At 49.7% G+C, this 24,103-nt stretch carries 21 protein-coding genes and 1 tRNA gene; 16 read left to right on the forward strand and 6 right to left on the reverse strand.

What is annotated here, in order from left to right:
* Positions 1-225: 225 nt before the first annotated feature.
* On the reverse strand, positions 226-798 hold the full coding sequence (locus M3650_RS10765) for a phosphatidylglycerophosphatase A family protein (RefSeq protein ID WP_251574605.1): 573 nt from the start codon (positions 796-798) through the stop codon (positions 226-228).
* A 279-nt stretch (positions 799-1,077) separates the two neighbouring features.
* Here M3650_RS10765 and M3650_RS10770 point away from each other — a divergent pair, with 279 nt between their 5' ends.
* From M3650_RS10770 to M3650_RS10785, 4 genes are all read left to right on the forward strand, one after another.
* Positions 1,078-2,148 carry a GerMN domain-containing protein gene (locus M3650_RS10770; protein ID WP_251574611.1) on the forward strand — a complete coding sequence of 357 codons (1,071 nt, stop codon included), beginning with the start codon at positions 1,078-1,080 and terminating at the stop codon, positions 2,146-2,148.
* A gap of 76 nt (positions 2,149-2,224) precedes the next feature.
* Positions 2,225-3,010 carry a ribonuclease PH gene (gene rph / locus M3650_RS10775; RefSeq protein WP_019422411.1) on the forward strand — a complete coding sequence of 262 codons (786 nt, stop codon included), beginning with the start codon at positions 2,225-2,227 and terminating at the stop codon, positions 3,008-3,010.
* The gene (locus M3650_RS10780; RefSeq protein WP_019422410.1) at positions 2,994-3,635 is read left to right on the forward strand and encodes an XTP/dITP diphosphatase; all 642 of its coding nucleotides are present in this window, start codon (positions 2,994-2,996) and stop codon (positions 3,633-3,635) included. Before rph ends, M3650_RS10780 begins: the two co-directional genes overlap by 17 nt.
* Before the next feature lie 149 nt (positions 3,636-3,784).
* On the forward strand, positions 3,785-5,083 hold the full coding sequence (locus M3650_RS10785) for a homocysteine synthase (RefSeq protein WP_251574613.1): 1,299 nt from the start codon (positions 3,785-3,787) through the stop codon (positions 5,081-5,083).
* 227 nt (positions 5,084-5,310) lie between these two features.
* Here the strand turns inward: M3650_RS10785 and asnB are convergent, their stop codons facing one another.
* Positions 5,311-7,158 (reverse strand): asparagine synthase (glutamine-hydrolyzing), encoded by a 1,848-nt coding sequence (asnB, locus tag M3650_RS10790; protein WP_251574617.1) that lies wholly within the window; start codon positions 7,156-7,158, stop codon positions 5,311-5,313.
* Between the two features lie 268 nt (positions 7,159-7,426).
* On the opposite strand from asnB, the gene M3650_RS10795 reads away from it, so the two are divergent.
* The 3 genes from M3650_RS10795 to M3650_RS31930 are packed head-to-tail and all read left to right on the forward strand — an operon-like array spanning position 7,427 to position 8,306.
* Positions 7,427-7,738 carry a hypothetical protein gene (locus M3650_RS10795; RefSeq protein WP_019422407.1) on the forward strand — a complete coding sequence of 104 codons (312 nt, stop codon included), beginning with the start codon at positions 7,427-7,429 and terminating at the stop codon, positions 7,736-7,738.
* Positions 7,739-7,776: 38 nt separating this feature from the next.
* Positions 7,777-8,127, forward strand: coding sequence for a hypothetical protein (locus M3650_RS10800; protein ID WP_019422406.1), 351 nt, complete (start codon positions 7,777-7,779; stop codon positions 8,125-8,127).
* 50 nt (positions 8,128-8,177) lie between these two features.
* Positions 8,178-8,306, forward strand: a complete 129-nt coding sequence (locus tag M3650_RS31930) for a hypothetical protein (protein WP_019422405.1) — start codon at positions 8,178-8,180, stop codon at positions 8,304-8,306.
* A gap of 92 nt (positions 8,307-8,398) precedes the next feature.
* Here M3650_RS31930 and M3650_RS10805 read toward each other — a convergent pair whose 3' ends face one another.
* Entirely contained in the window at positions 8,399-8,701 is a 303-nt protein-coding gene (locus M3650_RS10805) for a magnetosome magnetite crystal formation protein family (protein WP_251574619.1), read from the reverse strand.
* A gap of 297 nt (positions 8,702-8,998) precedes the next feature.
* Positions 8,999-9,075 (reverse strand) — tRNA-Arg (locus tag M3650_RS10810).
* Between the two features lie 301 nt (positions 9,076-9,376).
* Here M3650_RS10810 and M3650_RS10815 point away from each other — a divergent pair.
* The 5 genes from M3650_RS10815 to ispG all read left to right on the forward strand — a co-directional run bounded on the left by M3650_RS10815 (position 9,377) and on the right by ispG (position 15,114).
* Positions 9,377-10,315, forward strand: a complete 939-nt coding sequence (locus M3650_RS10815; protein ID WP_251574620.1) for a hypothetical protein — start codon at positions 9,377-9,379, stop codon at positions 10,313-10,315.
* 181 nt (positions 10,316-10,496) lie between these two features.
* Complete coding sequence (tig, locus tag M3650_RS10820; RefSeq protein WP_233697005.1) at positions 10,497-11,783, forward strand: trigger factor; 1,287 nt, start codon at positions 10,497-10,499, stop codon at positions 11,781-11,783.
* A gap of 332 nt (positions 11,784-12,115) precedes the next feature.
* The gene (clpP, locus tag M3650_RS10825; RefSeq protein WP_019422401.1) at positions 12,116-12,712 is read left to right on the forward strand and encodes an ATP-dependent Clp endopeptidase proteolytic subunit ClpP; all 597 of its coding nucleotides are present in this window, start codon (positions 12,116-12,118) and stop codon (positions 12,710-12,712) included.
* 13 nt (positions 12,713-12,725) lie between these two features.
* A complete protein-coding gene (gene clpX / locus M3650_RS10830) occupies positions 12,726-13,973 on the forward strand; it encodes an ATP-dependent protease ATP-binding subunit ClpX (RefSeq protein WP_019422400.1) in 1,248 nt (415 codons plus the stop codon).
* A gap of 43 nt (positions 13,974-14,016) precedes the next feature.
* Complete coding sequence (gene ispG, locus M3650_RS10835; RefSeq protein WP_019422399.1) at positions 14,017-15,114, forward strand: flavodoxin-dependent (E)-4-hydroxy-3-methylbut-2-enyl-diphosphate synthase; 1,098 nt, start codon at positions 14,017-14,019, stop codon at positions 15,112-15,114.
* A gap of 90 nt (positions 15,115-15,204) precedes the next feature.
* Here the strand turns inward: ispG and M3650_RS10840 are convergent, their stop codons facing one another.
* On the reverse strand, positions 15,205-15,630 hold the full coding sequence (locus M3650_RS10840) for a bactofilin family protein (RefSeq protein ID WP_233697006.1): 426 nt from the start codon (positions 15,628-15,630) through the stop codon (positions 15,205-15,207).
* A 39-nt stretch (positions 15,631-15,669) separates the two neighbouring features.
* The gene (locus tag M3650_RS31935; protein WP_019422397.1) at positions 15,670-16,710 is read right to left on the reverse strand and encodes a M23 family metallopeptidase; all 1,041 of its coding nucleotides are present in this window, start codon (positions 16,708-16,710) and stop codon (positions 15,670-15,672) included.
* 290 nt (positions 16,711-17,000) lie between these two features.
* Here M3650_RS31935 and M3650_RS10850 point away from each other — a divergent pair, with 290 nt between their 5' ends.
* The 4 genes from M3650_RS10850 (at position 17,001) to yihA (ending at position 23,913) form a co-directional block, all read left to right on the forward strand.
* Positions 17,001-18,419, forward strand: coding sequence for an alanine/glycine:cation symporter family protein (locus tag M3650_RS10850; RefSeq protein WP_019422396.1), 1,419 nt, complete (start codon positions 17,001-17,003; stop codon positions 18,417-18,419).
* 99 nt (positions 18,420-18,518) lie between these two features.
* Positions 18,519-20,252 carry an ATP-dependent protease LonB gene (lonB, locus tag M3650_RS10855; protein WP_019422395.1) on the forward strand — a complete coding sequence of 578 codons (1,734 nt, stop codon included), beginning with the start codon at positions 18,519-18,521 and terminating at the stop codon, positions 20,250-20,252.
* Positions 20,253-20,340: 88 nt separating this feature from the next.
* A complete protein-coding gene (gene lon / locus M3650_RS10860) occupies positions 20,341-22,680 on the forward strand; it encodes an endopeptidase La (RefSeq protein WP_019422394.1) in 2,340 nt (779 codons plus the stop codon).
* 603 nt (positions 22,681-23,283) lie between these two features.
* Complete coding sequence (yihA, locus tag M3650_RS10865; RefSeq protein WP_251574622.1) at positions 23,284-23,913, forward strand: ribosome biogenesis GTP-binding protein YihA/YsxC; 630 nt, start codon at positions 23,284-23,286, stop codon at positions 23,911-23,913.
* Positions 23,914-24,103: the final 190 nt, after the last annotated feature.

Raw genomic sequence — 24,103 nt, forward strand, 5'->3', positions numbered from 1 at the left:
CACCTCCTTGAAATAGGGACAAGTCGCGCCTGCATCATGGCTTTCGCTTCTTGTCCATGAAAACGATTGGTTTCACCCGTATCCCAAGGCGCTTTCCTACGGTATATTAAATGATCCATCTATACAAAATCTGAAAGGTGGATTGAAATTGCGTATTGTTAGGCATCCGCACAAAAAAAGCTGATGATCACCGCAACCGGTTTTCATCAGCTCTATTTATCGTGCCTATTCATTTTGCCGCAATTGCCCCATTTCCTCTTCGCGTTCGGCCTGCTTCCTGTGGGCGATTCTGCTGCTGGCCGCAGCCGCGATGGCACCGACGATATCATCGAGGAACGTGTGAATTTCACCGTCGCGTTTGTCGTTCAGCTTCTCCAGAATGCCCGGCTTTACTTTATCCACATAGCCGAAGTTCGTAAATCCGATGCTTCCGTATACATTGACAATCGAGAACGCCAGCACTTCATCTACGCCGTATAAGCCTTCGTCATTCTCAACCATTTCCTGAAGGGCGGGAAACAGCTTGCCTTCTTCAGCCATAATATCGAGCTGGATACCCGTCAATACAGCGTTCTGAACTTCACGCTTCTCCAGCACCTGCTCTATATTGTATATACAATACTCCATTGTCAGTTCCGGAAAATACTGCTGTTGCAGAAACATAACGAGTTCCGCGATTTTATCAACAGTCACGCCCCGTTTAAGCAGCCATTCGCGCGTAGCGTTTTGCACTTTTTCACTATCCAAGCTGTACGGTTTAGTCGCTTCTCGAGCCATTGGTTCGATCGGTTGAGTCATGGCAATCACCTCTTTTTCTTTCACTTCCATATTATTTCTTCAGATGGGTACTCTTATGTATACGACAAAGATACACCCAATACCTTCATCCTCTACTTAAAAGAGGAGGAAACAATTTCCTTGAAGAGCGTGTTCAAAAAGGTGACTTTTTGGACAACCTCTCTAAAATCCCTAAAATCGTCATGTTTTGGACAGCCATCTCGTATACATAGGACAAACGGGAGGGGAACGCATCATAGTCACCCCTGACGAAATCGTCATTAAGGAGGTGTTTCGCATATGATGCGGACACGAGGATTACGACAAGGGGCGCTCGCGGTCGTGCTGACACTGCCTTTTTTGCTTAGCGCTTGTGGAGGAAGCGACGGAGCGATAGATCAGCCGCCAGCTGATGTGGAGGCGCAAATGTTGGCCTCGACGGAAGCAAAGACCAGCTTGCTCGGGACAAGCCCGTCTCTGCAGGATGAAGCGCAATTGAATGCCAACATGACGGTGTTCGTACAGGACCGTCACGGTTATTTGGCTCCAATCTCGTACCAATGGGATGCGGACAATACGAAATCGCTGGCGCAAGCGTCCATGGAATTGCTTGTGGAGGGAGGCATGCATAAGGATAAGCTGCCTTCTGGATTTACAGCGACGCTCCCCAAAGGGACAACCGTAACGAACTTGACGCTCAAGCCGGATCAGAAGCTCGCTATTGTCGAGCTGTCGAAGCAGTTTGCAAGCTATGAACCGGCACAGGAGCGTAAAATATTGGAGTCGATCACGTGGACGCTGACCTCTTTGCCAGATATCGAGAATGTTCAGCTGTGGATGGATTCGCAGAAATTGAATGAAATGCCCGTGGATGGCATGCCGCTCGATGTGCCGCTTAACCGTCAGTTCGGGATTAACGTAGAGAAGCCGGACACGGTGAACTATTTGCATTCGATGCCGGTCACGCTCTATTTCTCGAGCTACAGTGAGGACGGAAAATCATATTTTGTTCCGGTTACGCGCCTGATCGAGCCTTCTGACGATCCTATTCAGGCAGCGCTGGAGCAAATGATTGAAGGTCCGCTCGATAAAAAGGCGATGGCCATGACTATTACGAAGGAAACGAAAATTAACGAAATTGTCCGTTCAGGCGATACGTTGACGGTGGACTTGGCAGACAGCATGTTTGCAGAGGGTGATCCGATTCCCGCGGAGCTGGTAAAAGCCGTCGTGCTGTCCATGACAGAACAGAAAGGCATCGCCAAGGTGCAGGTCAAAATGAACGGCATAGCGGATATTCAAGGTACGGATAAGAAAGACTATTCTGAGCCGGTGGCACGTCCTGTTGTAAACTTGGCTTGGAAAGGTTGATGATTTTCGCCAAGGTCTTTGGTAGAATAGGGGATGTTACTTTACGGATGACAGTGGAATTGTAGGAGGCACTTACATGAGAAGCAACGGACGAAAGGCGGATGACCTCCGCCCAATTACGATTCGGACGAACACGAATAAATATGCGGAAGGATCCGTAATGATCGAAGTAGGCGACACGGTCGTTATGTGTACGGCTTCGGTCGATGAGAAAGTTCCCCCGTTTATGAAAGGTCAAGGCAAAGGGTGGATAACGGCGGAATACTCGATGCTTCCGCGCGCGACGCAAGTTCGCAATCAGCGCGAATCGGCACGCGGCAAAGTCAATGGTAGAACGATGGAAATTCAGCGCCTAATAGGACGCGCGCTGCGTTCTGTGGTAGATCTGCATGCGCTCGGCGAACGGACGATTACGCTCGATTGTGATGTTTTGCAGGCGGATGGGGGAACGCGCACGACTTCGATTACGGGTGCGTTTGTCGCGATGGCCATGGCCATCAACAAGATTGCAGTTCAGCATTCGCTGCCGAAGTTCCCGATCACCGACTTTTTGGCTTCCGTCAGCGTCGGGGTTATTCAAGGTGAAACGCTGCTTGACTTAAACTATAATGAGGACTCTACAGCCAAAGTAGATATGAACGTAGTCATGACCGGGAACGGAAAATTCGTCGAAGTTCAAGGAACAGGCGAAGACAGTCCGTTCTCGCGCGAGGAATTGAACGAGCTCCTCGCGAGCGCAGAGAAGGGGATTATGAATATCGTGGAGCTGCAGAAGGAAGCGCTCGGACCTATCGCGGATAAAATTGCCGTGCAGGCAATGACTGCGACAGGGGGGGCTGGCGGACATGGAAATCGCAAGTAATACGATTATTATTGCGACACAGAACCAAGGCAAGCTGAAGGAATTTCAGCTTGCCTTCTCCCCTTTGGGCAAGCAAGTATTGAGCATGGCGGATTTTCCGCATATTCCGGATATCGAAGAAGACGGCAAGACCTTTGCAGAGAATGCGTTGAAGAAGGCGAAGACGATGGCGGAAATTGTAGCGCTTCCGGTGCTGGCCGATGATTCTGGGCTGTGCGTAGCACGCCTTGACGGGGCGCCGGGCGTCTATTCCGCGCGCTATGCAGGCGAGCACGGCAACGACCAGTCTAACAATGCGAAGCTTCTGGCAGAACTGGCGAAGCTGCCACCGAAGGACATGGGAGCAGGTTTGTCGCTCGATGCGGGAGCTCAGGTATTGAGCGAGGCACAATTTGTATGCGTGCTGGCGCTGTATGATCCGGCTTCATGTCAAGCTTTGGAAGTACAGGGAACGGCCGATGGTTATATTATCGGTGAAGCGCGCGGCAGGAACGGCTTTGGCTACGATCCGCTGTTCTACTTGCCTCATTTCGGCCGTACGATGGCAGAGCTGTCGCCAGAAGAGAAGCAAAGCATCAGCCACCGCGGAGATGCCATCCGACAGCTTCAGCAGAAGCTGCGCTAAAAGTGCAAATTTAGCTTTATATGAGACACCTAGCCGCATTATGCATGTTTAGGTGTCTTTTTCTATAAGGTTACTCAGATTTAGTCCTTCCCAAGCGCGAGAAAATGTGAGAGAATATTTTCCAACAAGGCAAAGGAGGATGGATGATTATGAGTGAGGCAACACGGACATTTGGATTTGAAACGCTGGCGGTTCATGCCGGCCAAGAGGTGGATCCTACAACCTTATCACGAGCGGTTCCATTGTATCAGACAACGTCTTATGCATTTAAAGATACCGATCATGCGGCGGATTTGTTCGCTTTGAAGGAATTTGGCAACATTTATACACGCTTGATGAATCCGACTACCGACGTGTTCGAGAAACGGGTTGCTGCATTGGAAGGCGGAGCGGGCGCGCTCGCGACGGCATCGGGACAAGCGGCGATTACATACGCCATCTTGAACATTGCCGGCGCAGGCGACGAGATCGTATCCGCCACCAGCTTATACGGTGGAACGCACAATCTTTTCTCCACCACGCTCAATAAGCTGGGCATTAAGGTGCGTTTCGTTGATTCGAGCGAACCGGAGAACTTCCGCGAAGCGATTACAGATAAGACCAAGGCGCTCTACGCAGAGGTTATCGGCAATCCTCGAGGCGATGTGTTGGATATTGAAGCCGTCGCCAAGATCGCCCATGAGCACGGCATTCCGCTCATTGTCGATAATACATTCCCGAGTCCGTTCCTCCTTCGCCCGCTTGAACACGGCGCCGACATCGTCGTTCATTCCGCTACGAAGTTCATCGGCGGTCACGGCACCTCCATCGGGGGCGTTATCGTAGACGGTGGAACGTTCGATTGGACATCCAATGACAAATTCCCTGGATTAACGACGCCTGATCCAAGCTATCACGGACTGGTCTATACGGAAGCCGTCGGACCAATCGCTTATATTATCAAGGCTCGGGTGCAGCTCATGCGCGATATGGGAGCCGCATTGTCTCCGTTCAATGCCTTCATGCTGCTGCAAGGACTCGAGACGCTGCATCTGCGCATGGAGCGGCATAGCGAGAATGCCTTGAAGGTCGCTCAGTTCCTGGAGAGCCATGAAGCCGTACAATCAGTAAGCTATTGCGGCTTGCCAAGTCATCGATCCTACGATCTGGTGCAGAAATATATGCCAAAAGGCCAAGGCGCTATTTTAACCTTTGAAATTAAAGGCGGCATCGAGGCAGGACGGAAGATTATTAACCACGTTAAATTATTTTCGCACTTAGCTAATGTCGGCGACTCGAAGTCGCTTATCATTCACCCGGCAAGCACAACGCATCAGCAATTGAGCGAGGAAGAGCAAATTGGGGCAGGCGTAGGTCCCGGAATTATCCGTTTATCCATCGGTACCGAATCGATTGACGATATTTTGTATGATTTGGAGCAAGCCATTGCGGCAAGCCAATCTAGCTAATTAATGGCCTGTCAGGCTCATCAGTTGAGTCTGGCGAGAAGAAGGACTTTGCTCGGGTAGCGGGTCACATAAGATGGCACATCACAACATAGTCATACAGCGCAGCCGTAAGGCTGCGTTTTTTCATGCTGCGCTAGTTAAAGAAGAGCCCCATACCGGCTGACGTTGGGACGTCATGCCGATACGGGACTTGTCATCATTTTGCTGAGTTAAAAGAAGGTTATCCGTTACCAAGCCACCCGTATGTTATATTCTCTGAGCCATACATCGACCTGCAGCAAATAAGCGAACAGCTGCGGGCCAGACATCAATTGGCCGAACCACGGCAGATGGGAGCTAGCTTCCTCGGAAGCAGCGATGTCGCGAATACGCTCTGCATTGACGAATTGATGCAGCGGTGAAGTTGAATCATCGAGACGATCCAATGCATTGCGGCGTACGATATTCAAGTAATTCGGGTTATGTGTCTTTGGATAGGGGCTCTTCTTACGGTACAGAACATCATCGGGGAGTACGCCTTCGAGCGCTTTACGCAGCAGGCCTTTCTCTCGTCCGCCATAAGTCTTGATTTCCCATGGAGTATTGAAGACGTATTCGACCAGGCGGTGATCGGTATATGGCACGCGCACCTCCAAGCCGACGCCCATGCTCATTCGGTCTTTGCGATCGAGCAAAGTCGGCATGAAGCGAGTGATGTTCAAATACGACATCACCCGCATGCGAGCCGATTGAGCGTCTTCTCCCGGTAAGGCAGGAACTTCGCCTACCGCTTGCGCGTAGCGGTCCGCCACGTATTCCTCAGCATGAATGTGCTCTGCCACTTCAGGCTTGAGCAGGCTCGCCCGGAGCGGGGTTGCGAGCGCCCAGGGAAAGGTGTTGGCACTAAGCGCCTCTTCCCGGTGGAACCAAGGATAGCCGCCGAACACCTCATCTGCAGCTTCCCCAGAGAGTGCGACGGTGGCTTCTTGTTTAATTTCACGGCAGAACCGCAGCAGAGATCCATCAACATCTGTCATGCCAGGCAAATCCCGGACACGCACCGCCTCTTCCAAGGAAGCGACCAGCTCAGGAGTATCGAATTTTATCCAGTGGTGCTCTGTGCCAAGCTCCTCAACCATGCGTCGAATCCAAGGCTCATCTGCATTCGGCTGGAAAGCATGCGCTTGAAAGTACTTATCGTTATCGACGTAGTCAACGGAGTACGTATGCACTTGGCCCAATCTATGCCGCTCGTAATGGCGCACGGTTAAAGCGGTTAAGGCGCTAGAGTCTAATCCTCCTGACAGCAAAGTACACACAGGCACATCAGATACAAGCTGACGCTCGACCGTATCCTCCAGCAGCATGCGTACATGCGAGGCAGTCTCTTCGGCATTTTCTTCGTGTGGAATGCTTTCCAGTTTCCAATATGTGCTTATGGCGAGACCATTATAATCGTAGCGAAGTGTATGTCCAGGGCGAAGCTCAGACAGAGCATCGTAAACTCCATGTCCCGGTGTGCGCGCCGGGCCAACCATCCAAATCTCCGCCATGCCTTCCAGACCAATGATTGGCTCAATATCGGGGTGGGCAAGGAGCGCCTTTGGCTCCGAACCGAATACGAACCATCCTTCGCCACGGGCATAGAACAACGGTTTAACCCCTAGCCGATCACGTGCCATGAACAGCCGTTGCTCCGCTTCATCCCAGATCGCAAACGCAAAAATACCGTTCAGCCGCTCTACACAAGCATCCTTCCACTCTAGATAAGCGATAAGCAGCACTTCGGTATCACATTGTGTGAGAAATTGATGTCCGCGGTTTTGCAGATCGGATCTCAATTCCTTTGTATTGTACAATTCACCGTTATAGGCGATGGCGTAGGCGCCGCGTTCTGTTTGCCGAATCATCGGTTGTGCGCCGTTTACCGGGTCAATGACAGACAACCTCCGATGCCCTAGTGCACAGGGTCCGGAGATCCACGTTCCTTTGGCATCTGGGCCGCGCGCTGATAATGTTTCGGTCATTTGCTCTAAAATGCCGGAGCATTGCGTCAAGTCCCGGTGCCAGTCAATCCAACCTGTTATTCCACACATGTTACGTTCATCCTCTCCGCATCAATCTGTCCCCCGGAAGACCGAATAAACCGGGCAGCTGGAAGATTGAGATAATACCATGGGTATGCGAAAAACAGCATAAGATGTATGTCCATCGGGAGATGATAAGAAAAACTCCTTCTGGAGTCATATCACTGAAGAGCGACCGCGCCTAGCATACGCTGTGATGCTGCTGGAAATGATGAAGGCATTCATGTTGTTTTTGATGAACGCCATTGCCTGCGCGGTACAAAAAAGGAGGTGTGCAATGGAACGCCAACCTTACTACGTGTCCGTTCAACGACGCACGGTCGTTACGGATCCTTCGTCCGGGAGCTATGAATTCGTTATTGAGGCGACTGGAGCGGAACGTGAGCATTTGCAGGCGCTGATTGATGATTTGGGGGATGCGGAGACCGATGCGTTTCGTGACTGTTTCATGCTGGTCACTATTCAAACAAATGAAAAAATAAACATTCCCTATCAGCAAAGATTGCATGCAGTATATATGTACATCCATAAGCTTGGTGCCGCAGATACGAAGCGGTTCGTGGAGCAGATGTTCGATCAGCAATCATAGCATCGGGATAGGCATTCTGTAATCGGAGGAGAGCAAACATGATTGAGATCAAAGCAACCAAGTTCCGGCGGCCTGTGGAGATTGACGGGCGATTATGCGCTGAGGTCGGCATCATTCCGGCTGATGATAAAGAAATTCCACTGCTTGCATATATTGCCCCCGTCCGTAACGGTGGTTACGAATTGGTGCGTGTCGTGCACAATGATGCGAGCTTGGCTAACGATTGGTATGACAATAATATGCATAATGCGTTTGAAGAGGTTGCGGCGGAGACCTTTGTAACAAGTGATTATGGAGTGAATTTTAATGCCAAGTCACATTTTTTGGATGCTGTTCTAGGTTCGACTGAAGTCCGTTATGCGGTCGATGATTTGTTCCAGATGGATTAATGCGGCACATTTGACATTCCAGCACTCCTTGGGAAAGGGGGTGAATACAAATGACAGAACAATTCAAGCAGAACAAAGGCAACAAGTACGTTCATCAGAAGAAGCATGCCAATGCGGTGCTTGCCGGCAATCATAAGCATCCTGCGGAGAAGAACCCGTGGGAATTCATAAACAAATAGCGGGGTCGGATGCTAATGCGCATCCTAGCAGCACGCGAAGGCCCCTGCCAGTGAAGGGCAGGGGCCTTCGAATCAGTCGTCTCGCAGCCACATTAGAACGCTCCGCCTTCACGCAACACGCGCACGCCCATAATGACGTTCCAGATGAAGATGAACAGGGACGCGACACCCATAATAATGACGAAGCCGATACTTAACAAAAACTGGGCTGTAATCAAGCTGATGATTGCCAGAACGATAAATGCATAAGGAATAATATGGGAAAATAATGCGCGACCGGCATGATGTTTAATGTATGGGTCACTCGCCACGAGCCATATCACAAGCGGCAAAATAAACCCTGCGAAGAAAATGCTGAAATAGCTCAGCGAAGACAATATATATCGAGTCGACATGTTAGTCTCCTTTCGACGATATGTGCAGTACGTACAGTATATCAGATTATTCGGCAACCTATTACTGGAAATAACCAGTGGCCTTAGCGTGTATCAAGACCAAATGTATTATTATATTTATAACGGGCTGAACAGATTAATACCTGCGGTTGCCCGCACGGTGAAGTCATCGGATTCATCATCGACGGGTGAAGGCGGGCGAGGCGTATTTTAGCACACTTTCGCTCTGTGCTTATGCCTCAGCAGTTATTGGACACAAAAAAGCCGCCTGCATAGGCGGCATTATGTATTCTCAATTGGCGTCCCAGGAGGGATTCGAACCCCCGACCGACGGCTTAGAAGGCCGTTGCTCTATCCAGCTGAGCTACTGGGACAGGTAAAGAAGAAAAATTAGAACATTAATGATTTTATCAAAAGAATCCGCTTCATGCAATAGGGAAATTCAAAAATAACATTAATATTTTTTTACACCCTTCACAATCCGCATTGCACCACACTTCTCATTCGTATCAAACCGATGCGATGGAGGGCCGTTGAACAGGAGGGAGCACGGTATGTTATAATGCAATCGTAACCGCACCCACGTAACGGTTTGTTGCAAATACATAGGATATATTATAGAAGAATACGTCTGAGTTCAAAGCAGTTGGCTTGTTATAGAAAGAAGGTGCTCGTATGCCGGAAGAACATTCCCCATCGACAAAAAATAAAGTCGTTCTATTTCCGAAGACGCATGACTTCTACCAAATTGAATTGACCCGAATGTTGGAAACTGAACGTTACGGAGAAGCGATTTCTTTGCTCCGCTTTTTGCTGCAGTGCGACGGGGAGGATTCCCAGATTCGCGCAGAATGGCACGCTTTGCTGCAATGGTTGACTTCGGCGTTTCCGGAAGCAGAACGACCAGAAGAAGGTTGGCAATTCGGAGCCGTCCATACCGGTGAGACAACATCTGCCGAAGACGAGACGGAACAGGATATGCTTCGGCGTCAATTTCAAGAGAAGGTACACGTAGATGAGCATTATATGGAACGTCTGCTGACTTCACTTACGGAAGGCGATATGGATGATCGCAAACTGTTGGTTCTGGAGCAGCTTGCAGTAGCGGACGATGCGCGCGTAGACGATGCGCTCATGCTTCTGCTGAAGGAGCGAGAACTTCATCCGCTATTGCAATTCAGCATCTTGCAAACGTTGAAGCGCAGAGGTGTTGAAGGTGAAGTCGGCTTCATGCGCGGGCAAGAGATTATCGTAGCCGAAGTCGAAGCGACACCGCTTGAGCTCTCATCCTTTCCGTCAGCTGCCATCGCGCCGATCGACAGAGTGAACGATGCCGCTTCGGTGCGTGAACCATCGCTGGCTTACTTTGCCCAGGAGATGTGGCATCAATATTTGAAGCTCATATACGGTACGGAAATCTATCGCAGGCTGTGTGAGGGCGAAGAGCTGGAGGCGGATGCTTGGGCGGCGGCTTTGCATCGCATCGTGGCGCGACTCTTGCACTTGGAAGAGGAAGAATTCGAAGTGAAGACCATATATGGAATAACCGATAATTTGCGAATCATCTATGAGCGTGCCCTCCGGTCACTTACACGTTCACTCAGTGGAGAGTAATCAGTCAGCAGCGGTTGCAGCTGTAATTAAGTGCGAGTCAATTGACGGCAAAATTAGATCTAAAGTGGTAAATACGCCCATCTTGAAAAAGTTTTCATAGTCGGCTATACTATAATGGTTATTCAGGACGTGTTATGGTACACTCTAGCCATGTGATTTTTTTTGGAGGGGAAGGCATAAAATGAAAGCAACCTGGGAAAAAATAGAGAAGAACGTTGGGGTTTTGGAAGTTGAGGTCAATGCGGATCGCGTAACGGAAGCACTGGACCAAGCATTTAAAAAAGTGTCTAAGCGTGCGAACGTTCCTGGTTTCCGTAAAGGACGAGTGCCCCGCCCGATTTTTGAAGCAAAATATGGCGTGGAAAGCTTGTACCAAGAAGCTATTGACATTATGCTTCCAGAGGCATACTCCCAAGCACTCAAGGAAACAGACGTTAACCCGGTAGACCAACCGGAAATCGAAGTTGAACAGATTGGCAAAGGCCAGTCTTTCAAATTCAAAGCAAAAGTTACGGTTAAACCTGAAGTGAAGCTTGGAGATTACAAAGGCCTCGAAGTTGAGAACCAAGAGGTTGAAGTTACGGAAGAAGAGCTGAATGCTGAACTCGTGCGTATGCAAGAGCGTCATGCTGAGCTTGTTATCGTTGATGAAGATACGGCAGCGACAGGCGACAGCGTCGTCATCGACTTCGAAGGATTCGTTGAAGGTGAAGCGTTTGAAGGCGGTAAAGCAGAACGCTATACGCTGGAGCTGGGCTCGAACTCGTTCATTCCTGGATTCGAAGAGCAATTGGTAGGTCTTGGCACAGGCGACTTCAAAGACGTTGAAGTAACGTTCCCTGAGCATTATCATGCAGAGAACTTGGCTGGCAAGCCGGCTGTCTTCAAAGTAAAAGTTCACGAAATTAAGCGTAAGCAATTGCCTAAGCTCGATGATGAGTTCGCTAAAGACGTAAGTGAATTCGAAACGTTGGACGAATACAAAGCAGATTTGAAGAAGCAGCTTCAAGATCGCAAAGAGCGCGATGCTGAATCGGCTCGCGAAGCAGCAGTGGTAGAAAAAGCGGCTGAAAACGCGGAAGTGGAAATTCCACACGCGATGATCGAGTCCGAAATTCAACATATGGTTAAGGATCTTGACAACCGCCTGCGTATGCAAGGCATGAACATTGACATGTTCTTGACGTTGTCCGGTCAGACAATTGCTGATTTGCGCGAACAAATGCAAAAAGAAGCAAACACTCGCGTGAAGAACAACCTCGTGTTGGAGCAAATCGCTAAAGAAGAAAAAGTGTCCATTACGGATGAAGAGTTGCAAGAAGAGCTTGAGAAAATGGCGCAATCTTATCAGCGTTCGGCTGACGAAATCCGTACTATTCTGGAAAACAATGGTACGATTGACAACTTGCGTGAAGAAGCTGCACTTCGCAAAACGATTAAATTCCTCGTGGACAACAGCAAGAAATAATCGCATATCGGCTGCAGACATCAACTGCGGCGTAACAGGATAAGGCACGTTACTCTCGAAGGCGTGCCTTATTTTTTCATAAGCCAAGCCCTATCACGATTCACACACATAACGGTTCACCACCCGAGTAAGGGTGTACATAATGTATAAGTAGACTACTGCTGGTTAGGGTACCATACACGTACGCATTTCAAATTAGGATCTTCATCGCTTCAAGGGAATAGGCCCATTTGCCGTACATACACTATTGGTAATCGGTGTAAAAATGACATCGAGTACAGAAAATGATAAAATACAAATGTATAGCTTTGTAAAGAAAAGAGGTCGGTACCATGAACTTAATCCCGATGGTCATCGAACAGACAAATCGCGGCGAACGCTCTTATGATATTTACTCGCGCTTGCTTAAGGATCGCATCATTTTCTTAGGCAGTGCAATCGATGATGACGTAGCTAACAGCGTCATTGCACAATTGTTGTTCTTGCAGGCGGATGATCCGGAAAAGGATATTCACTTGTACATTAATTCTCCAGGTGGTTCGGTTACGGCCGGTATGGCCATCTTCGATACGATGCAGCACATCAAGCCTGACGTCTCCACGATTTGTGTCGGCTTGGCGGCCAGCATGGGGTCTCTCCTGCTGACGGCGGGAGCGCCGGGCAAACGCATCGCACTGCCGAACAGCGAGATCATGATTCACCAACCGCTTGGTGGAGTGCGGGGGCAAGCGTCCGACATTAAGATTCATGCGGACTGGATTATTAAGACAAGACAGAAGCTCAACCAAATTTATGTAGAACGCACGGGACAACCGCTGGAGAAAATTGAACGCGACACAGACCGTGATAACTTCATGAGCGCGGATGATGCGAAGGCATATGGCCTCGTCGACCACGTTCTGCATCCGGGTAGTCCAGAGCTGAAGTAAGGGGGGATACCGAGTGTTTAAATTTAATGATGAGAAAGGCCAATTGAAGTGCTCGTTCTGCGGCAAGTCTCAGGAACAAGTACGTAAATTAGTGGCTGGACCAGGCGTGTATATATGTGACGAATGTATCGAGCTGTGCAACGAGATTGTCGAGGAAGAGCTCGGTCATGAGGAAGAAATCGATCTGAAGGATATACCGAAGCCAAAGGAAATTCGCTCGATTTTGGATCAGTACGTCATCGGTCAGGAGCAAGCAAAGAAATCACTGTCCGTAGCCGTATACAATCACTACAAGCGTATCAATACGCAGAACAAGATCGAAGACGTCGAACTGCAGAAGAGTAATATTTTGTTAGTCGGACCTACAGGTTCGGGTAAGACGCTCTTGGCGCAGACGATGGCAAAGATTTTGAATGTTCCGTTTGCGATTGCGGATGCGACTTCCTTGACGGAAGCGGGCTATGTCGGTGAAGACGTAGAGAACATTTTGCTCAAGCTGATTCAAGCAGCAGATTATGATGTGGAAAAAGCGGAGCGCGGCATTATTTATATTGACGAAATCGATAAAGTGGCGCGCAAATCCGAGAATCCTTCCATTACGCGCGATGTGTCGGGCGAAGGTGTGCAGCAAGCGCTTCTCAAAATTTTGGAGGGTACGGTTGCTTCAGTTCCACCGCAAGGCGGACGCAAGCACCCGCATCAAGAATTTATTCAGATCGACACCACGAACATTTTGTTTATTTGCGGCGGGGCATTTGACGGCCTTGAACAACTCATTAAGCGTCGTGTCGGGAAGAAAATTATCGGCTTTAACGCGGATGGCGGACAGAAGGACCTGAAACCGGGTGAATATTTGTCCATGACGCTTCCGGAAGACTTGCTTAAGTTCGGCCTGATTCCGGAATTCGTAGGCCGCTTGCCGGTCATCTCTACATTGGAGCCGCTTGATGAGCATACGCTTGTCCGTATCTTGAGCGAGCCGAAGAACGCGCTCACGAAGCAGTATCAGAAGCTGCTTGAGATGGACAATGTGAAGCTAGAATTTGAAGCGAGCGCATTGGAGGCTATCGCGCGCGAAGCCATCAAACGAAGCACAGGTGCGCGCGGACTGCGGGCGATCATCGAGGGCATCATGCTCGATGTAATGTATGAAGTGCCGTCGCGTGACGATATTACGACATGTGTCATAACGGAACAAGTGGTCCGTGAACGAATGATTCCGGAACTAACGACGGATAAGAAGCAAGAGGAGAGCGCCTAACCGGCGCTTTTCCGTTCGTTTCCGGCATGGGAGAGAGTGAATCATGTATTTGCGACATCAGACTAGACCTGTTCAAGTAGGCAATGTAACGATTGGCGGAAGCAACGACGTTATCATCCAGAGTATGTGTACGACGAAGACGGCAGACGTGCAAGCTACCGTTGCCGAGATTCATCGTCTGGAAGAAGCGGGATGTCAGATTGTCCGCGTCACTGTCAACAATCAAGAAGCGGCGGAAGCGATTAAGGACATTAAGGAGCAAATTTCCATACCTCTCGTCGCAGATATTCATTTTGACTACCGCTTGGCGCTGAAAGCGATCGAGAACGGCATTGACAAAGTGCGTATTAATCCGGGGAATATTGGACGCCGTGAGAAGGTCGAAGCTGTGGTGAAAGCGTGCAAAGAACGCGGGATTCCGATTCGTATCGGAGTGAACGCGGGTTCGCTTGAGAATCATTTGCTTGAAAAATACGGCTACCCGACTCCGGAAGCGATGGTAGAAAGCGCCTTGTTCCATATCGGAATATTGGAGGAACTCGATTTCCACGATATTATCGTGTCACTGAAGGCATCGGATGTGCCAATGGCGATAGCAGCCTATACAAAAGCAGCCGAGGTCATTCCATATCCCCTCCATTTAGGTATTACCGAAGCAGGGACGCTGTTTTCCGGTACGGTGAAGAGCGCTGCCGGCCTCGGGGCGCTTTTGGCGATGGGGATTGGTTCGACGGTTCGCGTAAGCATAAGTGCTGACCCCGTCGAAGAGGTGAAGGTGGCACGCGAGCTGTTGAAGTCGTTCGGCTTAATTACGAATGCGGCAACGCTTGTATCTTGTCCGACTTGCGGTCGGCTGGATATTGACCTGTTCTCGATTGCGAACGAGGTGGAAGAGTACATCTCGAAGCTGAAAGTGCCGATTAAAGTATCGGTGCTCGGCTGTGCCGTCAATGGACCAGGAGAAGCCCGTGAGGCAGATATCGGCATTGCCGGTGCCCGCGGAGAGGGACTGCTATTCCGTTACGGAGAAATGATTCGCAAAGTGCCTGAGCAGGAGCTTGTCTCCGAATTAAAGAAAGAAATCGATTATATCGTGACTGAATATGAACGCACCGGCAAGATTCCGGGCCGCAAGCATTAACAGATATATACGTAAAACACACGAACGTTACGAGCAACCGTTCGTGTGTTTTTTTGTGACTAATATGCGTGTTCAAAAACCTCTATGTAATTAGGATTCCATCGCTGCCTCGGCGGCACGCTGCTTTGCCGCTTTGCCGTGCTTGGCTGATTGCTTGTCATGGGCTTCGACTGACATGCGGCTCGTCCCGTTGAAATGCCCGCCTTCTTTAATGATAAAAGCGCTGCAGCTTGTATTGCCGGTCAGTCGACCGGTTTGTTCGATGATAAGCGTTCCCGTCACGTCAACATCTCCGTTCAACGTGCCTGCAATGATGACGTTAGCGGCCCGCATATTAGATTCTACGATGCCGGTTTCCCCAATTGTGACATCGCGGCTGCAAGTGACGTCTCCTTTGACGGTGCCTTCTATACGCAAATCAGTATCGCAATCCAATTGTCCTTCCAGCTTCGTCGCCTGCCCAATTAACGTATCGGTACCTGGCGGCTTTTTAGCATTCGATGCTTTGGAAAACATACCTAGTCCCCTCTTTCTTATAATAACGTTGTTAGGTGATCACGGCGGGCTAATGTAGCCCTCCGGATCGATAGCTTGATCGCTTTGACGGATTTCGAAATGCAAGTGAGGCCCGGTGCTCCTGCCGGTGGAACCTACTTCTCCGATAATTTGTCCTTTTATTACCTTATCTCCTCTTTGGGCCACGCGTTTGTTCATATGCAAATATCGGGTGGAGAGCCCGCTTTGATGCTTAATAATAATAAAGTTGCCTTTCAGCTCATCAACATCCGATTCGATTACTTCACCTTCGGCGGCGGCATAGATGCTGTCGCCGGTGTTTCCGCCAATATCCAAGCCTGCGTGAAACGCATTGCTGCGGTGGAATGGATCGTCTCGGTCTCCGAATACTGATGTGATGCGTGTGCTCTCTGTAGGCCATAGAGTTGGCGTAGCATCCAGCTTCTTCTTAAAAGAATCTGCCTGTTCAAGCAAGAGTGGAATCTGTGTATCCCACTCCTTCCAAGTTCGCTCCATTTGCTCCAGCTGCCTGTGTGAGTCATACCACATCGCTAATGCGGGATGTTCGGCAAGCAAGGACTGCGTCCGCCCTGAAGTAGATGATAGTCGCTGCGGAGGCAAGACTGACTCAATAAATTCACCGCCCACAGGCATTAAGCCAGGAAGCTGTGCAAAAGGCCGCTCATTGGATGCTGGCGGAGGTGACTTCTGTGTCGATGGTGTGTCCGTCTTGCTCGATACATGAAGATAGGACCGCAGTTGGCGTTCCCACTGTGCCACTTTGTCCATCCGTTCCTTCATTTGATTGGAGGAGGCAGTGATGACGGATAATTGCCGGTTCATTTCGGCAAGCTGGCGTTCCTTTTGCGTGAGATCAGACTGAAGCTGTTCAACTTGTGTGAGGGTGTAATGAATGGTAGCTCGCTGAATAACGAACGATATAAGCAGAGTCAGAAAAATAAGAATGATAACAAAGGTGACAAGCATAACTATAGCCTTAGGCAGTCTATATTGAATCGCTGGTCGATTGGCGCCCCGAATGAGCATCCATGTCCAGCTGCGGTCATCAGACCTGGCCATCGGTTCTTCCTCCCTTTAATACTACGGGTTTGAGTAGGTGTTCATATTTACATACAACACTCCTATTGTACATGAAGTATAGAAAATTGGAAGCGAAAAAAGACAATATTTGACGGAATAAAACAATAGGTGTCGATTGATAAAAGGAAAAATTTATCACAAATAACATTATGATAAAAAACATTTTGCTATCAGCATTAATTTAAGTTACAATCATTCTTGTTGCGTGTTAGTAAACTTAACATATCGCAAATCAGCTAGCAGATATACAATCAGAAAGGGTGCGGTATATGATTGAAAAAATCCAAGACTCGATTGGATACTTTAATGATCTATGGTACTTCATGCTCATTTTTATATTAATTGCCGCAGGACTTTATTTTTCGTTGCGAACGAGATTCGTTCAGCTTTCGGCGATAAAAGAAACATTCCGCATCATGTTGGGACGCGATACCAAAAAGACGAGTGGCCAGGAGAAGGGCGTATCCTCTTTCCAAGCGTTTGCGATGAGCACGGCTTCCCGTGTAGGTACGGGCAATTTGGCAGGGGTAGCCCTCGCCATCTCGCTCGGGGGTCCGGGGGCTGTGTTCTGGATGTGGGCCATTGCGCTCATCGGAGCCGCCTCCGGATTCGTAGAATCGACGCTGGCACAGGTATACAAGGTGCGCGACGGCAAGCATTTCCGCGGAGGTCCGGCTTACTATATGGAAAAGGCGCTCAATGCGCGCTGGCTTGGCATCGTGTTCGCCATTCTTATCACGTTCAGTTTCGGATTTGTGTTTAACTCCGTACAGGCGAATACCGTAAGTGCTGCGTTTCAGGATATGTTCAACCTGGATCCTCTCTATATGGGGATCATTCTTGCGGTGCTTGTCGTTCCGACGATATTCGGCGGCGTGCAGAGAATCGCGAAAGTATCGGCTACAATCGTGCCGATTATGGCGCTTGCTTATATTGCGATCGCATTGTTCGTCATGGTCATCAATTTTGACGCCATTCCGGGTGTGTTCGCTTCCATTGTAAAGAGTGCATTCGGATTTCAGGAAGCGGCAGCAGGGGGAATCGGAGCCGCCGTTATGAACGGGATCAAACGCGGCTTGTTCTCGAACGAGGCCGGGATGGGGAGCGCTCCGAATGCCGCGGCGACCGCTCATGTTACGCATCCGGTTAAGCAAGGCTTGGTTCAATCGTTCGGCGTGTTCGTCGATACGCTGCTCGTCTGTTCGGCGACGGCATTCATTATTCTGTTTTCAGGCGTCTCCGCGACTGGGGAACTGGATGGAATCAGATTGACGCAATATGCGCTTGCTTCGCAGGTCGGGGATTGGGCGCACATGTTCGTTGGCTTAGCTATCTTTTTGTTTGCGTTCACTTCGCTTATCGGAAATTATTATTACGGGCAGAGCAATATCGAGTTCATTACGAAGAAAAAGGGCTGGTTGCTCGCTTATCGTCTTGGGGTCGTAGGAATGGTGTTGTTTGGCTCCATCGCCAAGCTTACGTTCGTATGGAACTTGGCCGACCTGTTCATGGGTTTCATGGCGTTCATCAACCTGATTGTCATCATGCTTCTGGGAAAAGTGGCGTTTGCGGCATTGAAGGATTATATGCGGCAGCGCAAGCTTGGCGAAGAGCCCGTATTTTATGCGGATTCGGTTCCTGGATTAAAGCATGCCGAATGTTGGGAACGAAATTTAAACTCTGACTAAAACAAACTTATAATGCATCCGGCAAAGGGCAATACTACCAAGTATTAAACTTTGCCGGATTTTTTGTGCCTGAAATAGGCGTCACGGGAGGATGGAACGATGAACTTAAGTGTAATATTGATGCTAATCAACGCGTTTTTTGCCGTTGTAATCGGCATTTATTTCTGGAATTTGCTCCGCAGTCAGAAAGGTAACCGCTCCGCAGTTGATCGCGAGTCGAAGAAGGAAATGGACAAATTGCGCAGGCTGCGATCCATTTCATTAACGAAACCGCTAGCGGAAAAGACGAGACCGACGACAATGAACGATATCGTCGGGCAGCGTGATGGCCTGAAGGCGTTGAAGGCCGCGTTATGCAGCTCGAACCCACAGCATGTCATTGTTTACGGTCCACCGGGGGTGGGCAAGACAGCGGCAGCACGTGTTGTGTTGGAGGAAGCGAAGAAAAATCCGAGCTCCCCTTTTACGATGGAATCGAAATTTACGGAAATTGATGCGACGACCGCTCGCTTCGATGAACGGGGCATCGCCGATCCATTAATTGGTTCGGTGCATGATCCGATTTATCAAGGAGCTGGCGCAATGGGAGTCGCCGGTATCCCGCAGCCGAAGCCGGGAGCAGTGACCAAGGCGCATGGCGGTATGCTCTTCATCGATGAAATCGGTGAGCTTCATCCGATACAGATGAACAAGCTGCTGAAAGTGCTCGAAGATCGGAAGGTGTTCCTCGAGAGCGCTTATTACAATTCCGAGGATTCGAACATTCCGACGTATATTCATGATATTTTTCAAAATGGTCTGCCAGCAGACTTCCGACTGGTTGGAGCAACAACGAGGTCCCCTCAGGATCTGTCTCCGGCGCTTCGTTCGCGCTGTATGGAGATTTATTTCCGTCCGCTCCTGCCGGATGAGATTGAATCCATTGCGGATCATGCAGTGCGCAAGATCGGGTTCCCGCCCTCGAAAGAAGCGGTCGATATGGTCAAAAAGTATGCTACGAATGGCCGGGAAGCGGTCAATATCGTGCAATTGGCCGCAGGTCTTGCCATGTCAGAAGGACGATCTGCTATCGAGGCTGCAGATGTGGAATGGGTAGCGAACTGCAGTCAAATTGCTCCGCGACCGGACCGTAAAGTGCCTGCAGAGCCGCAAGTGGGTCTTGTTAATGGCCTTGCCGTATACGGCCCGAGTATGGGGGCCCTGCTTGAAATCGAAGTGAGCGCGATCCGGGTGAAGAATGGCCACGGGAAGTATACAGTTACCGGTGCGGTGGATGAAGAGGAGTTAGGCGGCGGAAGCCGAACCTTGCGCCGGAAGAGCATGGCGAAAGGCTCAGTGGAGAACGTCCTTACAGTGCTGCGCAGCTTAGGCTATGAGACGGCCAATTACGATCTGCACATCAATTTCCCGGGCGGTTCACCTGTCGATGGGCCGTCGGCCGGAATGGCCATGGCGGTTGCCATCGCTTCGGCACTTAATCAGTGGCCGGTGGACAACAAGCTGGCGATGACTGGAGAAATGAGCATACACGGTCGCATCAAGCCAGTAGGCGGCGTGCTGGCTAAGGTAGAGGCCGCATTTCAGGCTGGCGCGACACGGGTACTTATCCCTAAGGAGAATTGGCAGGAAATCTTCGCAGACCTGGGTGGACTACAAGTGATTCCTATTGAGCATGTGGATGAAGCATTCGCTCATTCCTTTGGCAGCCACATGCAGGAAGACCCGCTGCAAATGACGAAGCCGTTCGAACGGACTTCGGGCGCAGCGATGCCGCTTATGCATGCGGAAGCCTCAGACAATACGAAGCATTCCGAACCAAATGGTTTCGCTTAAGTCCAGCACATTGGTGTTTTATGTGAACATTTGATAAAATGTTGCTTACATGTGTATAAGATAAGGTAAACCATGGGGGTGCCGAACGATGGGGCTTAAACATACGAAGGGACGACGACTGCCTCTTCTTCCGCTTAGAGGATTGCTCGTGTACCCGAGCATGGTGCTTCATCTCGATGTAGGGCGCGACAAATCAATAAAAGCGCTCGAACATGCGATGATGGGAGACCAAATGCTGCTCTTGTGTACGCAATCGGAGGTAAGCATTGAGGAGCCTTCTCAAGAGGATATATTTCGCATCGGGACAGTAGCGAAGGTTCGTCAGATGCTCCGTCTGCCGAACAGTACGATTCGCGTGCTGGTGGAAGGTGTGGACCGGGCAGAGGCTATCGATTATGTGCCGAATGACGAATTTTATGAGGTAAACGTACGCTTGTTGGAGGAAGAAGCCGAAATGACGTCTTCGGAGACAGAAGCGTTGATGCGGACGGTGTTATCTCAATTTGAGAGTTATGTGCATATGTCCAAAAAGGTAACACCCGAAACGCTCGCTTCCGTATCCGATATTACAGAGCCAGGGAGGTTTGCAGATGTCATTGCAAGCCATCTCCCACTCAAGATGAAAGACAAGCAAGAGCTGCTTGAGACCGTCAATACGGCCGAACGTCTGAATAAGCTTCTTCTAATGCTTAATAATGAGAGCGAAGTGCTTGAACTGGAGAAGCAGATCAACCAGCGTGTGAAGAAGCAGATGGAGAAGACGCAGAAGGAATACTATTTGCGTGAGCAGATGAAGGCAATTCAGAAAGAGCTCGGCGATAAAGAAGGACGCGCGGGTGAAGTGGACGAGCTTCGAGCGCAACTGAAAGAGCTGGAAGCTTCGGATAAAGTACGTGAAAGAATCAAAAAAGAAATCGATCGTTTGGAGAAGATGCCGCCTACATCGGCGGAAGGTGCGGTCATCCGCAACTATATCGATTGGCTATTCATGATTCCATGGTCCAAGCTGACGGAAGATGATTTGGACTTGCATAAGGCGGAGTCTATATTGGAAGCGGACCATTATGGACTGGATAAGCCGAAGGAACGTGTACTTGAATATTTGGCCGTTCAGCAGCTAGTTAAGCGGATGAAGGGGCCTATTCTATGTTTAGTCGGACCGCCGGGTGTCGGGAAGACGTCGCTCGCCCGTTCTATAGCGAAATCATTGGGGCGCCAATTTGTTCGTATTTCGCTTGGCGGTGTGCGGGACGAAGCGGAAATTCGCGGTCATCGCCGCACGTACGTCGGTGCACTACCGGGACGTATCGTTCAAGCATTGAAGACGGCAGGCACGATGAATCCGGTTATGCTGCTTGATGAAATCGATAAGATGGCAGCTGATTTTCGCGGGGATCCGGCCTCCGCTCTCTTGGAGGTGCTGGATCCAGAGCAGAACAACACGTTCAGCGATCATTTCGTTGAGCTGCCGGTCGATCTATCTCGCGTCATGTTTGTGACGACTGCCAATGCAGTGCATAACATTCCGCGCCCGCTCCTGGATCGGATGGAGCTGTTGTCCATTTCAGGGTACACGGAGCTGGAGAAGCTGGAAATAGCCAAGCGTCATTTGCTTCCGAAGCAGAAGCGGGAGCACGGACTTACGGAGGAGCAGGTGTCGGTAGACGAAGCGTGCATTGAGCGCGTCATTCGCGAATATACCCGTGAAGCCGGCGTCCGTCAGCTGGAGCAGCAGTTGGCTGCGCTGTGCCGTAAGGCGGCGAAGCGCATCGTCTCCGAACAGCTGGAACAAGTCATCATTCATTCAGACGAGTTATCCGAATATTTAGGTGTGGCAAGATACCGCTATGGTCTCGCGGAAACCGATAATCAAGTCGGGACGGTTACCGGTCTCGCCTGGACGGAGGTTGGCGGCGACACGCTGAATATCGAAGTGACCGTCGTGCCTGGTTCCGGCAAGCTGCTGTTGACCGGCAAGCTTGGTGATGTCATGAAGGAGTCTGCGCAGGCGGCGTTCAGCTATATTCGCTCGAAGGCGGAGCAGTGGCAGTTGGAGCCGGGTTTTCATGAGAAGTCGGACATACACGTGCACGTACCGGAAGGCGCAATACCGAAGGATGGTCCTTCCGCGGGCATTACGATGGCCACGGCGCTCGTCTCTGCTTTGACGAACCGTTATGTCTCGAAGGATGTGGCCATGACCGGAGAGATTACGCTGCGCGGTCGTGTGCTGCCGATCGGCGGATTGAAGGAGAAGTCGCTGGCTGCGCTGCGCGCAGGCATTAAGACGGTCATTTTTCCTCAAGACAATGAACGCGATTTGGATGATATACCGGAAAGCGTTCGTGAAGAGTTGAGCTTTATACCGGTATCTCATATGGACGAAGTGCTGCAGCATGCTCTTTTGGAGCAGCCGCCGCTGCAATAAGCATATGTTTGTTACGGAAGCGGGCGCGGTTGCAATGCGTCCGCTTCTTTTTTTTGCAGTGGTTTGACGGCAAAATTTAAAAATGGGCTGCCCATTGGATATTGTCCAATGAACCGTCGTTGTTATAGCTGATAGCATGGTGATTCATTGGAAATCTCCACTAGAATCTGTTGTAAATGGTTGCTGAACCGGAAAAACGATGATTTGAATGGACGATTTCCAATGGAACAAAGATTTTTGTATGAAATATAGAATATGACTGTACATTTTCCAATGGCAGCCACTCAGACGGTCCGTTTGTGTAAAAGCGATTATGTAAAGCAGATACGAGTAGCAATTTCGATCAGCGCATGATCAGGTTATTATGCTGAGGACAAATGGGGATGTGCTGGGAGTGGGATACGATGGAGGGTGTTTCTGATGCAAGGGGAGAGTGGAGCAAAGGCATCCAAGATGAGTGATTCATACCAGCCAGCAAAAATGACAGAAGGCTCAACCAATATGAGTGCATCCATAGCAGTCGGCGATGGCATTCCGGTTTCTACTCGGCGCTGTTTTCGTGTACAATGGATGTTAAGAGGGTAAAGGTGAGGTTATAATAACATGAAAATTACGAATGCAGAATTTATTATTAGCGCTGTTGGTCCTGCTCAATATCCGGATGACGGACTTCCAGAGATCGGTCTTGCCGGACGGTCCAATGTAGGGAAATCATCGTTAATCAACCGTATGATTATGCGGAAAAATTTGGCGCGAACCAGTTCGCAGCCAGGAAAAACGCAGCAGCTCAATTATTATCGTATTAATGAAGATATTTATTTTGTCGACGTACCAGGTTACGGGTATGCCCGTGTATCTAAGCAGCAGCGCGCAGCTTGGGGACGCATGATTGAAGCATATTTCCAAGATCGCGATACGCTCCGTCTTGTTCTGCTCGTCATTGATCTGCGCCACCCGCCGACGGCTGACGATTGTACGATGTATGACTGGCTGACGCACTATGGCGTGCCAGTGTGCGTTGTCGCGACGAAGGCTGATAAGATTTCGAAAAATCATTGGCAAAAGCACATCAAGCAAGTGAGAAGCACACTTGGTCTCAGACCAGACATTCCGTGTGTCTTGTTCTCGGCAGAGACGGGTCAAGGCAGAGAGGAATTGTGGGACATGATCGTGAAGCATACGCGTCTCGATGAGAACAATGAAATCGACGAAGAACCGGATGGAAATGCATAATTATGCATTTCGGGTGATTTGTAATTTTATAGAAAATGTTAGATGTTAGCGCGAGATGGGGATGTAATGGTTATTTAGTGAGGATCCGTTGTAAAATATGCGCTTGCTTCGGCCTCAATCCGTTTTTTTAAGAAATCCTCAATAATTTGGCGGCTGGTGAACAGGAATTCATTTTTTGCATGTAGTATAA

The organism is Paenibacillus sp. MER TA 81-3, assembly GCF_023713585.1.
Taxonomy (GTDB): domain Bacteria; phylum Bacillota; class Bacilli; order Paenibacillales; family Paenibacillaceae; genus Paenibacillus_B; species Paenibacillus_B profundus.

Bases quoted from the DNA above. Each gene is read 5' to 3' on its own strand.
- rph (WP_019422411.1), top strand. From the start codon at position 2,225: ATGAGAAGCAACGGACGAAAGGCGGATGACCTCCGCCCAATTACGATT.
- M3650_RS10840 (WP_233697006.1), bottom strand. From the start codon at position 15,630: ATGTTTTCCAAAGCATCGAATGCTAAAAAGCCGCCAGGTACCGATACG.
- M3650_RS10770 (WP_251574611.1), top strand. From the start codon at position 1,078: ATGATGCGGACACGAGGATTACGACAAGGGGCGCTCGCGGTCGTGCTG.
- M3650_RS10850 (WP_019422396.1), top strand. From the start codon at position 17,001: ATGATTGAAAAAATCCAAGACTCGATTGGATACTTTAATGATCTATGG.
- M3650_RS10805 (WP_251574619.1), bottom strand. From the start codon at position 8,701: ATGTCGACTCGATATATATTGTCTTCGCTGAGCTATTTCAGCATTTTC.
- lonB (WP_019422395.1), top strand. From the start codon at position 18,519: ATGAACTTAAGTGTAATATTGATGCTAATCAACGCGTTTTTTGCCGTT.
- M3650_RS31930 (WP_019422405.1), top strand. From the start codon at position 8,178: ATGACAGAACAATTCAAGCAGAACAAAGGCAACAAGTACGTTCATCAG.
- tig (WP_233697005.1), top strand. From the start codon at position 10,497: ATGAAAGCAACCTGGGAAAAAATAGAGAAGAACGTTGGGGTTTTGGAA.
- M3650_RS10785 (WP_251574613.1), top strand. From the start codon at position 3,785: ATGAGTGAGGCAACACGGACATTTGGATTTGAAACGCTGGCGGTTCAT.
- ispG (WP_019422399.1), top strand. From the start codon at position 14,017: ATGTATTTGCGACATCAGACTAGACCTGTTCAAGTAGGCAATGTAACG.
- M3650_RS10765 (WP_251574605.1), bottom strand. From the start codon at position 798: ATGACTCAACCGATCGAACCAATGGCTCGAGAAGCGACTAAACCGTAC.
- asnB (WP_251574617.1), bottom strand. From the start codon at position 7,158: ATGTGTGGAATAACAGGTTGGATTGACTGGCACCGGGACTTGACGCAA.
- M3650_RS10795 (WP_019422407.1), top strand. From the start codon at position 7,427: ATGGAACGCCAACCTTACTACGTGTCCGTTCAACGACGCACGGTCGTT.
- M3650_RS10800 (WP_019422406.1), top strand. From the start codon at position 7,777: ATGATTGAGATCAAAGCAACCAAGTTCCGGCGGCCTGTGGAGATTGAC.
- M3650_RS31935 (WP_019422397.1), bottom strand. From the start codon at position 16,710: ATGGCCAGGTCTGATGACCGCAGCTGGACATGGATGCTCATTCGGGGC.
- clpP (WP_019422401.1), top strand. From the start codon at position 12,116: ATGAACTTAATCCCGATGGTCATCGAACAGACAAATCGCGGCGAACGC.
- yihA (WP_251574622.1), top strand. From the start codon at position 23,284: ATGAAAATTACGAATGCAGAATTTATTATTAGCGCTGTTGGTCCTGCT.
- lon (WP_019422394.1), top strand. From the start codon at position 20,341: ATGGGGCTTAAACATACGAAGGGACGACGACTGCCTCTTCTTCCGCTT.
- M3650_RS10815 (WP_251574620.1), top strand. From the start codon at position 9,377: ATGCCGGAAGAACATTCCCCATCGACAAAAAATAAAGTCGTTCTATTT.
- M3650_RS10780 (WP_019422410.1), top strand. From the start codon at position 2,994: ATGGAAATCGCAAGTAATACGATTATTATTGCGACACAGAACCAAGGC.